A 12,676-nucleotide genomic window follows, 5' to 3' on the forward strand; every position below is an offset into this window, starting at 1 on the left:
ATGTTCAAGATTTTACGCGATCTCCTGCGCTACAATATCGAATTCACCATCGGCTTTGTGCTGACGCTTGCGATTTTCCTGTTCGCGCTGGCCCATTTCTGGGCCCCCCTGCCGGCCGAGGCCATCTATCTCCTGCCGCCCGACATGCCGCCTTCGGCCCAATATTGGCTGGGCACGACATCACGCGGGCAGGACGTGCTCTGGCAGATGAGCGCGGCCATCTGGAACACGATGCTCTTCGGGCTGACCGTGACCATTCTCAGCCGGCTCCTTGCAGTGGCGGTGGGCATGCTTTCGGGTTATCTCGGCGGCAAGTGGGACCAGATCCTGATGACGATCAACGACACGATGATCGCGCTACCCAATATCCCGATCCTGCTGCTCGTCTATTTCGTTATGCGCGATTCCATGAGCTGGCCGGTGCTGGCCGCAACGGCGGCACTGCTCGGGTGGAACTACGATGCGCGCCTCATCCGCTCCGTGACCCTGAGCCTGAGGAACCGGGAATTCACGCGTCACGCCGTATTTGCCGGAATGAGCGTGCCGCAGATCCTGATGCGCCAGCATCTGCCCTATGTGATGCCAGTCATCTTCTTTACGGCCATGAACAACCTGATCTGGGCTATCGGGCTCGAGGTGACGCTGTCGGTGCTCGGCTTTTCCGACATCAACCGGCCCACCATCGGGGGCATGATCTATTGGGCCAATCAGCACCAGGCCATCATCGCCGGCATCTGGTGGTGGATCGCCTTTCCCATCATCGCCATCGTGCTGCTGTTTCTCGGGCTCTTCCTGCTCGCGATCTCGGTCAACGAATATATCGATCCGCGCAGCCGCCTCAGCCGGATGGGAGCGTGAGGATGGGCCTCAGTCTCGTTGCGGAAATGCGTATTGGGCCAGGTGAGGGTGCTTTGGGAACCGCTTTTGCGGGGAGGTCCCCTTACCCGGACCTGGGGTCCGACCTCTTCCCCAGAGGGAGAGGTGGTGGACTGCGAGAAGTCAGTGCATGGGGAGAGTGCGAATGAATGCCGATGTGCTGAAGGTCGAGGGCCTTAAGGCCTATTACCAGATGAACTATTTCGGCGTGCGGCGCGAGGTGCGTGCCGTCGACGATGTCAGCCTGACCATCAGGCGCAACGAAATCTACGGGATTGCCGGGGAATCGTCGTCAGGCAAGTCTTCGCTGATAAAGACCATTGCGGGGGCGATCACGCCGCCGCTGCGGGTGGTCGATGGATCAGTGAAGTTCGATTTCGACGGGCGGACGCTCGACGTCTATGCGGAGCCGCAGGCGATGAAGGGCGCGCGATGGCAGAACCTCTCCTATATCATGCAAGGCTCGATGAACGTGCTCAACCCGGTGCGGAAGGTAAAGCATGCGTTTCATGACTTCGCCTTCAAGCATATGGGACTTTCAGAACGCGATTTCTGGGCGAAGGTGGAGCAGCATCTTCAAAGGATCGGGCTCGATCCACGGGTTCTCGAGTCCTATCCGCACCAGCTTTCGGGTGGCATGCGGCAGCGCCTGACCATCGCCCTGGCGACCGTGTGCGAGCCTGATTTCATTATCGCCGACGAGCCGACCACGGCGCTCGATGTGCTGGTGCAGCAGGATGTGCTGGCGCTGATCAAGGATGTGCAGCGGCGCATGGGCGCCTCGATCATCTTCGTCACTCATGACATGACCGTGCATGCGGCCATCGCAGACCGGATCGGCATCGTTTATGCCGGGCGGCTTGTCGAGGAGGGGCCGACGCTCGATGTGTTCAGGCGGCCCCAGCATCCCTATACCGCGCATCTGATCGGGAGCCTGCCGCGGATCGGGGATAGCCGCAAGCGCAGCGCCCTGCCGGGCAAGCCGCCCAATCTGGCCGATCCGCCGAGCGGCTGCCGCTTTCATCCGCGCTGCCCGCTCGCCATCGACAAGTGCAAGACCGACAATCCAGCCCTGCTGCCGCGCCAGACCGGACGCGTGGCCTGCTGGCGGGCAGGGGAGGTGGAGGCCGCATGAGTGCGCTGCTTGAACTCGACCGCGTCAACAAGGACTATCGCATTGGCGGATTTCTGGATTCCTCCATTCTCCATGCGGTCAAGAATGTCAGCTTCACCCTCTCGGCCGAAAAGCCGGAGATTTTCACTATCGTGGGGGAATCGGGAAGCGGCAAGACGACGACGGCGCGGATGATCCTGGGCAATGAAACGCCCACCAGCGGTACGCTGCGCTTCATGGGGCAGGATATTGCCGGTATCCGCAGCCGCGCCGATCGGCTCAAGTTCATGGCCAAGGCGCAGCCGATCTTTCAGAACCCGTTCGAGGCGTTCAATCCGCTGACGACGCTCGACTACTATCTTTATTCGACGGCGCGGCGGTTTCTCGGGATCAAGGACCGCGGCGGGGTGGAGGCGGCAACGGACAAGGCGCTCAACCATGTGGGACTGAGCCTGGCGGAAGTGCGAGGGCGCTATTCGCATGAGCTTTCGGGCGGGCAATTGCAGCGCATCGCTGTGGCGCGGGCGCTGATCCCGGGGCCGAGGCTGATCGTGGCCGATGAGCCGGTGTCGATGGTGGATGCCTCGCTGCGCATGTCGATCGTCAACCTTTTCCGCGAGCTGCGCGACACGCTGGGCGTTTCGATCATCTATATTACTCATGACCTGTCGACGGCCTACTATATTTCCGACCGCGTGATCATCATGCATCGGGGGGATGTGGTGGAGGCGGGGGATGCGCAAAGCGTTTTGGGCAATCCGCAGCATGAGTATTCGCGGGCGCTGAGCGGAGCGGTTCTGCCACCTGATCCCGAGGAAGCGCGGCAGATCATCGAAAGGCGCATGGCAGGTGCCGTCTAGGCATGGAGGTTAAGCGGGAGGCGCGGCTGTGGCCTGAAGCTGGGCAAGGCTGCACCGGTCGAGCGTTTGGAGAAAAGCGGTGGTGGCGGTGGTGAGCGCCTGGGGGAGCCGACAGTTTCGGGCGATGGCGCAGGGCTGGCCTTCCATGCAGCCGACAAGGCAAAATTCCTCCGTGGCGCGGACGATGTCGCCGACCGTGATATTGTGGGCCGGGCGGGCCAGGGCAAGGCCACCATTGCGGCCGCGACTGGCTTTGAGGAGGCCGGCGGCGGCGAGGCGCTGACTCACCTTCATCAGGTGGTTGGGCGAGATGGCATGGAAGCGTGCCGCTTCGGCAATGGTGGTGCGGGTCTGGTGTTGCGCAGCGACATAGAGCATGAGCCGCAGGGCATAATCTGTGAATTGGGTCAGGCGCATCTTGGATGGGCGGGGCGGCCGCTGAAGGACCGCCCCGGCTTTCATCAGGGTTGCTGGACCGGCGGGACGCTCATGCCATGCGGATGCTCGGCATTGGGCACGTGGGTCAGGCGCTGGCCATCGGGTGCGACGGTGACCGCCGTGGGGTCGTAGTCGTAGAAGGTGGCGTGCAATCCCCAATAGCTGCCGGCGATGATCACCATGGCGGCGAAAAGGCCAGCGGGAACGCTGCCGACTGCCGGCACGAGGCCCTTGAGGTTGAAGCCCGACGGGGTGGGGTCAGCCGCGATCAGGAACAGGGTGCCCATGATCAGGGCGTGTCCGACGAGGTCGATGCGTCCGAAAGGATAAACGGCAGCCGTGAAGATCACGATCAGGGCAAGGGCCGACAGCCGGCGGATCAACGGGGTCCAGAGTAGGCCAAAGCCCATGGTGAATTCGGCAACACCGGCCATGGGAATGAAGGTATCGCGCGGCATGCCGAAGGTTAGGAACGGGCGTTCTTCCACAAGCGGATAGAACCACTCGGCATAGGCGAACTTTTCAAGGCTCGACCACATCAGGGCAATGGCGACGCCCCAGCGCAGGACGGCGAACCGGTGGCGGTACCATTTGCCTTCGGGATTGGCCGCAAGCCACAGATAGCCGGCTACACCGACGCCAAGCGCCAGATAATCGAGCAGGTGGAAAAGATCGTAGTCACGCAGGGCGATAACCCAGAGTCCGATGATGCCGGCCGCGGCCAGCGGCATGGTGCGGCGCGAAAACACAAGGAGCGCGATCAGCAGCTGCAGCCACGACACCCACTCGTTTGGGGTCTGCAGATCCGGGGTGAGGTAAACCCCGCCCACCGCGAAGATGGCGACAAAGAAGGCGCCGATGATTGCGCGCATGAAGTCGTCCGACCGGGTCCAGATGGGAGCGGTCAAGCGGTCGAGGCCGCCACTGATGGCTGGGCCCGCCTTGCTGCGTTCCACGAACACGGTTGCGGCGAAAAAGGCGAGTACCAGGACGATGCCCGTCCAGAACCAGCCATTGCCGAGGGTTTCGGTCATCGGGGCCGGGGCGGCGCCCACCACATAGGGGGCAAACCACTTCACATGGGCATAAGCTGGCGTGGCAAGGCCGAACCCTGCCAGCAAGGCGGCGATCGGCGCGCAAAGAGCCGCGCGGCTCAGGCGGTTCCAGGTTTTGCCTTTCGCATCGCCTTTGGGATGGTCAGTCACTTCTAGCTCCATCGGTTTCTGCATGTCTTGCAGTCGGGAGCACTTAAACATGCATCGCACATGCATCTTTGACCTGGGTCAAACAGGTCAGCCTTTGTGTGGCCCATAGTGAGGGCAACAGAAAAGGTGATGACGATGAATGTTCTTCAATGGGGCGCCGCGGCCGTGCTCGCCGCCGCCTTTGCCGGTGCGCTGATCGTGCGGGATCAACCCGCGAGCGCGCTGGCGAGCCTGCCCTTGCCCGAGATCTGCGGGGATGCGCAGGCCGACCATGGCGGCGCCAGCATGCAGGCCCATATCGACATGATGGCCGCACATAGCGGGGATGCCCATGCGGCCCTGATCCAGACGATGGAGCCGATGCATTCGGACATGATGCGCGGCATGACGGCCGCCGACTTCCAGACCGCCTTTGTGTGCAGCATGATCCCGCATCATCAGGGGGCGGTAGAAATGGCCCAGGTAGCGCAGCGCTATGCGAGCGATCCCTGGATCAAGATGTTTGCGCAGGAGATCATCACCGCCCAGCAGGTGGAAATCGCGGAGATGCAGGCGTGGCTGGCGCGCGCTCCGGCTGCATCGATGCAATGAGGCGGCTAGCGCTGAAACACCAGCCAGTGGGGGAAGGTGGTGAGCGTGACAAGCGCTCCGGCAACGAGCACGATGGGGACGGTGAAGGAGGCGCGGTTCCACGGCTCGGGCAGGCGGCGGCGGCCCAGGCGCACAAGGAGCATGCCCACCAGGGCATAAAGCGTCATATCGGTGGCGATGGCGACCCACATGATATCCAAGGCGCACCTCGATGGTGGATTACGGAGGCTGGCAACTTAACGCAAGGACCGGATTGGTCAGAGAAATATTGCGCGCTTGTACAGGTTTTTGCCGGCGGGCAGGTGCCAGCGGGCTTCACTCCGGTGCAGGGCTTTTTGGGGAACCGCACTTGAGCGGGGTGGGTGAGGCTGTGGAATTATGCAGGCCCTCTCAGCGGACTTGGGAAACTGACAAAAGGCTTACAGTGACTGTACTGAAAAAATACTAATAAAATCAGTTACTTAGCAGGAACTTCGTGTGTCTTCTGCGGTTATGTCCCTGTCCAACAAGAGGGACGGTCCTTTGGGGCCGCATGACCATGACACAGAAACTCTCTACAGCCGTTGCGCTGGTCCTGGCTCTTTCCAGCTCCATGGCAATCGCACAAGACGCCTCGACCAATAGCGGTGTCAGCGGAAGCACTTCCACCCAGACTTCGACGGGCACCAATGCGGGCGCGACCACGGAAGTGCAGGGCACAACCGGCGCCGGTGCTACCGACCAGAGCGGAGCCGCTGGCGGAGCAGACGCTACGGGCGGTACGGGAACAACTACGACAACCGAGACGACAACCACTGACGGCCCTTCGACCACTGGGACGACCGGCACATCGGTGCAGACCGATGTCGATGCGGGGACCAGCACCAGTGTCGAGCTGTCGAGCGAACAACAGACGGAGATCCGCACCGTCATCACCGAGGTGAACGTCGCTCCTGTGGTTGCAGCCGATCTCGACTTCGATCTGTCGGTGGGCGTCGCCGTGCCGCAGACCGTGGTTCTCGAACCGCTGCCGGTTCGGATCGTCGAGATCGTTCCGCAGTATCAAGGCTTCCTGTTCTTCCGCCTCGATGATGGCCGCATCGTCATCGTTGATCCGGACAGCCTGCAGATCGTGCTGATCATCAACAGCTAAACAGGCCGAGCCCGGCACTGCCGGGCTCGCCTCAATCAATCAAGAAAACTGGAGAACATCATGGGCTTGGGTACTATTCTTATCATCATCCTCATTCTGCTGCTGATCGGCGCGTTGCCGACCTGGGGCTATTCGCGCGGCTTCGGCTATGGACCGTCAGGCATATTGGGTGTCGTGCTGGTCGTGGTCATCGTGCTGGTCCTGATGGGTACATTCTAGGGAGGACACGATGTCCATTGTCTTGATCTTTCTTGGCATACTGGCACTTGCCGTTGTGGCAAGCGCAGGCCTGATCCTGAGCGCTGAAGGGGTCGGCAATCCGATCGCCAGTGCAGAGACCGGCTTGGCCGAGACAACTGGCAAGCCTACAGTCTAGAGCTGCTGAAAGCGCGTGCCGCTATGCAAAATGTAAGCGTTTTGTCAGCTTGAGCGGGGTATGCTTTTGCCATGCGAACAGCTCTCGCCTTCCTTTTTGCCAGCCTTTTGACGCTGCCATCCTTGGCCCAGGGCAACGGGCCGGGGAATGGCGGGGGCGGCAATGCGTCCGAAAACGCCAGCGTCAGCAGCGACGGCGGTGGCAATAGCGGCAACGCCAATGCCGGCAGCGGCAATAATAGCGGCAATGGCAACGGCGGCGGTGGTGGCAATAGCGGCAACGCCAATGCCAGCAGCGGCAACAATAGCGGCAATGGCAACGGCGGCGGCGGTGGCAATAGCGGCAACGCCAATGCCAGCAGCGGCAACAATAGCGGCAATGGCAATGGCGGCGGTAGTGGCAATAGCGGCAACGCCAATGCCGGTAGCGGCAACAATAGCGGCAATGCCAACGGCGGCGGTGGCAACAACAACCCCAATGCGGGCGGGGGCGGCAATCACGGGCAGGGGGGCGGCAATGGCCGCGGTTCTGATGGTTCGCCCGGAAACAGCGCGCCCCTCGGCTCGCCTCCGGGCTCGGTGCCCGGTGAAACTATTCACCATACGCCCGATCATGCGCGCGATACGGTAAATGCCGGACGCGCCGTGACCATTGCCAGTCTCCTGCCCGATCTTAAGGCGCGGGGCGCGGGCGAGATCATTGACGCCGAACTGCTCGATGTACGAGGCTTTCTGGTCTATGCCATCCGTGCTTTGCGCAGCGATGGGCTGGTCACCACTGAATATTACTATGCGCAATCGGGTCGCTTCATCGGGAGCGAGCCATGAGAATCCTTGTTGGCGAAGATGACGATCGCATTGCCGATGTATTGCAGTCGGCGCTAAGCCGCTCGGGTTTCGAGGTCTGCCGGGAAAGCGAGGGTGAAGCGACATGGTTTCGCGCTGACAGCGAAAGTTTCGAAGCCATTATTCTTGATCTCGGCCTGCCGCAGATGGACGGCTTGACCGTGCTCAAGCGCTGGCGGCGCTCGGGCCTTGCAACGCCGGTGCTGATCCTGACGGCGCGCGGACAATGGGAAGAACGGGTCGAAGGGATCGAGGCCGGGGCGGACGACTATGTGGTCAAGCCGTTCCACGCGCTCGAAATCGTGGCGCGTATCCGGGCGCTGATCCGCAGATCCAAGGGCGTGGCGACGCCGCGCGTTCCTTTTGGCAAATATGAACTCGACATGCGCACCATGCAGGTGACCGAAGACGGACTGCCGATGGACCTGACGCCGCAGGAGTTTCGTCTGATCACCTATCTCGTGCACAATCGGGGCCGGGTGGTGTCGCAGTTGGAAATCACCGAACATATTTACCAGCAGGATTTCGAGCGCGAGTCCAACGCGGTTGAGGTGCTGGTGGCGAGGCTGCGCAAGCGGCTCGGGCGGGACGTGGTCAAAACAAGGCGCGGCTTCGGCTACACTCTGGGCGAGGAGACGTGAGGGCCAACTCGCTGCGCCTGCGGCTGATGGCGCTAGCCTCGATCATGGTGGTGGGATCGCTGATCCTTGCCGGATTGGCGCTGCACGGGCTGTTCGTGCTCAATCTTGAACGGAGTGCCCGGGCCGATCTGGACGCGGCACTATCGCGCATCGTGGCGCTGATCGATCCCGCTCCGGCCAGGCCCACGCTGCGCGCCCCCTTGCCCGATCCACGCTATGAAACCCCGCTCGGCGGGCGCTACTGGCAGGTCAAGGCGCTCGACAACGGGCAGAGCACGCGCAGCCGCTCGCTCTTCGAACAGGAGCTGGAAGAGGGCCATTCCGCCGATGGCGAAACCTTTCACCAGGTGGGCGAAGGGGGGCTGCACCTGATTCTGATCAGCCGCGCCGTTACGATCGAGGGGCGCGCCTTTCGGGTGACGGTGGGGGAGGATCACGATCCGATCCACGCGGCGGGTGCGCAATATGGCTGGGACATTGCCAAGCTGTTCGCTCTTTTGGGCATTGCCATCATTTGCGGCGGCTGGGCGCAGCTACAGCTCGGACTGTTGCCGCTCAGCCGTTTGCGCGATGCGGTTGATGCGGTGCGCCGGGGCGAGACCCAGCGGCTCGAGGGGCGCTTTCCAAGCGAAGTGCAGCCGCTGGTCGAAGAGGTCAATGGGCTCCTGGCCGAGCGCGAGGCGGTGTCGCAGCAAGCAAAGCGCAGGGCATCGGACCTGGCGCACGGGCTCAAGACGCCGCTTGCGGCCGTCCACGGAATCGCCATGCGGCTGCGGGACCGGGAAGAGAGGCAGGACGCCGATGCGCTCGACGAGCTGGCGCTCGAGATGTCGGCGCGCGTCGACTATCAAATGCGGCTCGCGGCTTTGCGCACCCGCTCGCTCGACCGCCAGGAAAACAGCTCGCTTCAGGCGGTGATCGTGCGCACGCTGGGGGTGCTGCGCAAGACCGAGCGCGGCGAGCGCCTCCATTGGCAGGCCGAGCTCGGGGAAGAACTCGCGGTCAATATCCATCGCCAGGACCTGATGGAGCTGGTGGGGGTGACGCTGGAAAATGCGGCCAAGTGGGCGGCGAGCACTGTCGTGATCCAAACCCGGGCGGAAGGCGGCATGGCGTGCCTGCGGATCAGCGACGATGGTCCGGGGATCAAGGCCGATCTTGTGGGCCGGCTGGGTCATCGCGGGACGCGGCTCGACGAAAGCGTGCCGGGGACGGGCCTCGGCCTCGCCATTGCCCAGGAGATCATCGAACTCAATGGCGGCTCGATCCACTATGCCAAGGCAGATCTGGGCGGGCTCCTGGTTGAGATGCGCCTGGTGCTGGCACGGACGGAGTGAGGGGATGCCGCTCGAAGGCGGGGCGGCGGATCGGGGTCCGCCGCCGCTGGGCGATCAACCCTTTACGCCGGCCGAGAGCATGATGGCCTGGGTCACGCGACGCTGGAAGATCAGGTAGAGGATGGCGACGACGAGGGCGGCCAGGATGGCTGCGGCGAGTTCGCGGGCATATTGCACGCCGAACGCGTCATTGACCTGGGTGATGCCTACGGCCACATTCATCATCTCGGTGCGCGACACGGCCAGGAACGGCCAGAGGAAGTTGTTCCAGGCGCCGATAAAGGTGACGATCGCCAGAGCGGTGGTGACCCCCCAGTTCATGGGAACGTAGATGCGCGAGAAGATGCGCCACTCGCTGGCCGAATCCATCTTGGCGGCTTCCCGATATTCCTTGGGCACGGAGTCGAAGAAGTTCTTGTAGACGATGATCACGACCGGATGGATCAGCTGCGGCAGGATCACGCCGAGCCAATTGTTGATGAGGCCAAACTGGGCCATGAGGATGAAGTGGTTCACGATCAGAGCTGCGATCGGCACCATGAAGCTGGCAAGGATCAGGTACCAGATGACCGTGCGGCCGGGAAAGCGGAGCTGGGACAGCGCATAAGCGGTGGTCGCGCTGATGATCAGGGTCAGCACCGTGACCGAAACCGAGGTGACGAGGGAATTGATGTACCAACGCCCGATCATGGTGTTGACCAGCACATGCCAATAAGCGTCGATGGTCCAGGTGCGCGGCAGGAATTCAACGGTGCGCGAGATCACCTGTGACTCGGGCTTGAGCGAGGTGATGACGCCCCAGTATATGGGGAAGGCCCAGAGCACGGCGAAGATGACGGTGACCAGCGTCAGAATGGCGCCGCCGATGTCAAAGGATCTGCGCTTGTGGCCCTGATCGGCTGTGGCCACGGACGCGGCAGGGGCTGTGTCGAGCGCGCTCATTTCTCACCTCGGGAACGGAGCAGCTGGAACTGCAACACGGAAAAGACGATGACGATGGCGAAAAGGGCAACCGCAATGGCCGCGGCATAGCCGCCCTCGTTCCGCTGGAACGCCATGTTGTAGATATATTGGACCATGACCATGGATGGGTCCGGTCGCCCGCCCTGGACGAACAGATAGACCTGATCGAAGATTTTCAGCTGCAGGATGAGCTGGATGGTCAGAACGAGAGCCGTGACCGGCCAGATCAGCGGCCAGGTGATGCGGCGGAAGATGGTCCAGCGATTGGCATTGTCGAGGGCGGCGGCTTCGTAGATGTCGCTCGGGATCGAGCGCAGGCCTGCCAAGAAGAGGAGGATATTGAAGCCGCAGGTCCACCAGATGGTGACGAAAGCAACCGTGGGCATAAACATCCACTGCACGCGGAAGACCGGCGTCGGCTCGCCGAAGATCCAGGTCAGCGGATATTGCATGATGCCGAACTGAACGTTGAACATCCAGTTCCAGATGCGATAGACGACCGATACCGGCAGAATATAGGGCAGAAAGAACATCGCCAGGATGACGCTTTGCTGCCAGCCTTTGAGGCGCGACACCATCATGGCGATCGCAAGACCGATCAGCGTATTTGGAATGACGGTCAGGGCAACGAAGTAGGAGGTGTTGCGCACCGCGGTCCAGAACCGCCGGTCGTCGAACATCTCGATGTAGTTTTCAAGGCCGATCCACTGGCCGGGCCCAATCAGGGGCGCGTCCGTGAAGCTGAGATAGATCATCTGCAGGGTGGGCCAGAAGAACAGCACGCCGTAGGACAAAACGAACGGCAGGATAAACAGATATGCTGCCACGACTTCGCGGCGATGATTCCGGATCATGATGCTCCAGCCCCGATAAGAAGACCCGGCCGCAGGGGCGGCCGGGCCGGTTGGGTGTGTCAGTCAGCCTGGTCCTGAAGGTCGGCCTTCATTTCCTCGATGGCTTCGTCGGCGCTCATTTCGCCGTTCATGGCCGGGCTAATATAGTTGGCCACAGCGTCGTAGACGGGGGAAGCGACGCCAGCCAGAACCGACTTGGGATCGAAGACAGCGGTATCGGCGAGAACCGAATAGGTCGCGTTGGGCTGCATGGTCCGGAACTCTTCGCTTTCACGGGTCGGGGCATAGGCCGGGATATGGCCCGCTTCCGCCCAGGAGAGCGAATTCTGGTTCATCCAGGAGATGACTTCGAGAACGGCAGCCTTCTTTTCCGGGGTCATTTCACGGCCAGCATTGTTCGGGATGGCAAAGCCGTGCGAGTCAGCCCAGGTGGCGGTCTGGTCGAAGAAAGTGGGGATGGCGATGGCGCCCCACTCGAAGCCCAGTTCGCCCGAGGCGGCAAGGTCGGTCATAGTGGGCACTTCCCACACACCGTTCATGTGCAGGGCTGCTGCGCCGGAGGTGAAGAGTGCAACGCTGCCTTCATATTCGGTCAGACGCGGGGCGTAGCCGCCCTCGACCCAGCTGGCCATGGTCTCGACGGTCTGGACGGCAGCCGGAATGCTCTCGTCTGGGAAGAAGGTGCCATCTTCGCCGAGGAACGTGCCGCCGGCCTGGTTGAAGAGGGAATAGAACACGCGCCAGGGCGTGCCATCGCCCGAGGTCTGCAGCGACAAAGCATATTCCGAATTCGGCTGCAGCTTTTCAAGCGCGGCCATGAAGTTGTCGGCACCATCAAGGCCGGTCGGCAGGCCATCTTCGCCCAGAAGGCCGGCTTCTTCGAGCTTGTCCTTGTTGTAATAGAGAATGATGGAGTGGATGTCGAAAGGTACAGCGTACTGGTTGCCGTCGATCTGGCCGGCTTCCCAGTTGGCGGCGGCAAAGGTGTCGGCGGTCAGGCCAACGCTTTCCAGGTCTGCCGGGTCGAGCTGGGCAATAGCGCCAGATTCAACGCCAAGCGGAACGCGAGAAAGGTGGTAGGTCATCACATCGGGACCTTCGCCGATGGCGGCAGCGGTCTGGACGCGCGTATAGAAGGGGGTGCCCCATTCCAGCGTGGTGGGCTGGATGACGATCTCGCCCTCATGCTCGGTGTTGAAGCGCTCGATCAGCGCCTTCATGCGCACCCCGTCGCCGCCGCTGAGGAAATCCCACCAGACCACGGTTTCCTGCGCCTGCGCCACAGTGCCCAGGGTCAGTGCCGCCACACTGGACAGCATGGCTACCTTGAAAAACTTGTTCACGTCTAACCTCCCTTGGGGCTTGGCCCCTCGCCACTGCTTCAGGCCAATCGATCGCTGGCGAAGCGGATCGGGCCTTTGTCCAGGTCGCCGCTGAGCGGCCC

The 12,676-nt window shown here is 62.1% G+C and carries 16 protein-coding genes; 10 read left to right on the forward strand and 6 right to left on the reverse strand.

Annotated features, from left to right (window positions below):
• From BM364_RS02955 to BM364_RS02965, 3 genes are all read left to right on the forward strand, one after another.
• Positions 1-858: an ABC transporter permease gene (locus BM364_RS02955; RefSeq protein ID WP_092420694.1), complete on the forward strand. Its 858-nt coding sequence runs from the start codon at positions 1-3 to the stop codon at positions 856-858.
• A 163-nt stretch (positions 859-1,021) separates the two neighbouring features.
• A complete protein-coding gene (locus BM364_RS02960) occupies positions 1,022-2,011 on the forward strand; it encodes an ABC transporter ATP-binding protein (RefSeq protein ID WP_092420697.1) in 990 nt (329 codons plus the stop codon).
• The gene (locus BM364_RS02965) at positions 2,008-2,850 is read left to right on the forward strand and encodes an ABC transporter ATP-binding protein (RefSeq protein WP_092420700.1); all 843 of its coding nucleotides are present in this window, start codon (positions 2,008-2,010) and stop codon (positions 2,848-2,850) included. The genes BM364_RS02960 and BM364_RS02965 overlap by 4 nt, the downstream gene beginning before the upstream one ends.
• Before the next feature lie 9 nt (positions 2,851-2,859).
• Here the strand turns inward: BM364_RS02965 and BM364_RS02970 are convergent, their stop codons facing one another.
• Together BM364_RS02970 and BM364_RS02975 are read right to left on the reverse strand one after the other, a co-directional pair.
• Positions 2,860-3,267, reverse strand: a complete 408-nt coding sequence (locus tag BM364_RS02970) for an RrF2 family transcriptional regulator (RefSeq protein WP_092423806.1) — start codon at positions 3,265-3,267, stop codon at positions 2,860-2,862.
• A 44-nt stretch (positions 3,268-3,311) separates the two neighbouring features.
• The gene (locus tag BM364_RS02975) at positions 3,312-4,493 is read right to left on the reverse strand and encodes a hypothetical protein (protein WP_244542751.1); all 1,182 of its coding nucleotides are present in this window, start codon (positions 4,491-4,493) and stop codon (positions 3,312-3,314) included.
• A gap of 135 nt (positions 4,494-4,628) precedes the next feature.
• Between BM364_RS02975 and BM364_RS02980 the strand changes: the two genes are divergently transcribed.
• Positions 4,629-5,084, forward strand: a complete 456-nt coding sequence (locus BM364_RS02980; protein ID WP_175528436.1) for a DUF305 domain-containing protein — start codon at positions 4,629-4,631, stop codon at positions 5,082-5,084.
• Positions 5,085-5,089: 5 nt separating this feature from the next.
• On the opposite strand, the gene BM364_RS02985 is transcribed toward BM364_RS02980, so the two are convergent.
• Positions 5,090-5,284 carry a hypothetical protein gene (locus tag BM364_RS02985; RefSeq protein ID WP_092420705.1) on the reverse strand — a complete coding sequence of 65 codons (195 nt, stop codon included), beginning with the start codon at positions 5,282-5,284 and terminating at the stop codon, positions 5,090-5,092.
• Positions 5,285-5,622: 338 nt separating this feature from the next.
• Between BM364_RS02985 and BM364_RS02990 the strand changes: the two genes are divergently transcribed.
• The 6 genes from BM364_RS02990 to BM364_RS03015 all read left to right on the forward strand — a co-directional run bounded on the left by BM364_RS02990 (position 5,623) and on the right by BM364_RS03015 (position 9,415).
• Positions 5,623-6,216 (forward strand): DUF1236 domain-containing protein, encoded by a 594-nt coding sequence (locus BM364_RS02990; RefSeq protein WP_244542752.1) that lies wholly within the window; start codon positions 5,623-5,625, stop codon positions 6,214-6,216.
• Positions 6,217-6,276: 60 nt separating this feature from the next.
• Positions 6,277-6,435, forward strand: a complete 159-nt coding sequence (locus BM364_RS02995) for a DUF3309 family protein (protein WP_092420711.1) — start codon at positions 6,277-6,279, stop codon at positions 6,433-6,435.
• 10 nt (positions 6,436-6,445) lie between these two features.
• A complete protein-coding gene (locus BM364_RS18300; protein WP_175528437.1) occupies positions 6,446-6,592 on the forward strand; it encodes a hypothetical protein in 147 nt (48 codons plus the stop codon).
• Between the two features lie 71 nt (positions 6,593-6,663).
• A complete protein-coding gene (locus BM364_RS18305) occupies positions 6,664-7,419 on the forward strand; it encodes a PepSY domain-containing protein (protein WP_175528438.1) in 756 nt (251 codons plus the stop codon).
• On the forward strand, positions 7,416-8,078 hold the full coding sequence (locus BM364_RS03010) for a response regulator transcription factor (protein WP_092420722.1): 663 nt from the start codon (positions 7,416-7,418) through the stop codon (positions 8,076-8,078). The genes BM364_RS18305 and BM364_RS03010 overlap by 4 nt, the downstream gene beginning before the upstream one ends.
• Entirely contained in the window at positions 8,075-9,415 is a 1,341-nt protein-coding gene (locus BM364_RS03015) for a sensor histidine kinase (RefSeq protein ID WP_092420725.1), read from the forward strand. The genes BM364_RS03010 and BM364_RS03015 overlap by 4 nt, the downstream gene beginning before the upstream one ends.
• Positions 9,416-9,469: 54 nt before the next feature.
• Here the strand turns inward: BM364_RS03015 and BM364_RS03020 are convergent, their stop codons facing one another.
• Genes BM364_RS03020 through BM364_RS03030 form a run of 3 tightly spaced genes read right to left on the reverse strand, consistent with a single transcriptional unit; the run spans position 9,470 to position 12,575 of the window.
• The gene (locus tag BM364_RS03020) at positions 9,470-10,357 is read right to left on the reverse strand and encodes a carbohydrate ABC transporter permease (protein WP_092420728.1); all 888 of its coding nucleotides are present in this window, start codon (positions 10,355-10,357) and stop codon (positions 9,470-9,472) included.
• Positions 10,354-11,232, reverse strand: a complete 879-nt coding sequence (locus BM364_RS03025; RefSeq protein WP_092420731.1) for a carbohydrate ABC transporter permease — start codon at positions 11,230-11,232, stop codon at positions 10,354-10,356. The genes BM364_RS03020 and BM364_RS03025 overlap by 4 nt, the downstream gene beginning before the upstream one ends.
• Before the next feature lie 59 nt (positions 11,233-11,291).
• On the reverse strand, positions 11,292-12,575 hold the full coding sequence (locus tag BM364_RS03030) for an extracellular solute-binding protein (protein WP_092420734.1): 1,284 nt from the start codon (positions 12,573-12,575) through the stop codon (positions 11,292-11,294).
• Positions 12,576-12,676: the final 101 nt, after the last annotated feature.

The organism is Devosia crocina (assembly GCF_900116545.1).
GTDB classification, from domain to species: Bacteria; Pseudomonadota; Alphaproteobacteria; order Rhizobiales; family Devosiaceae; genus Devosia; species Devosia crocina.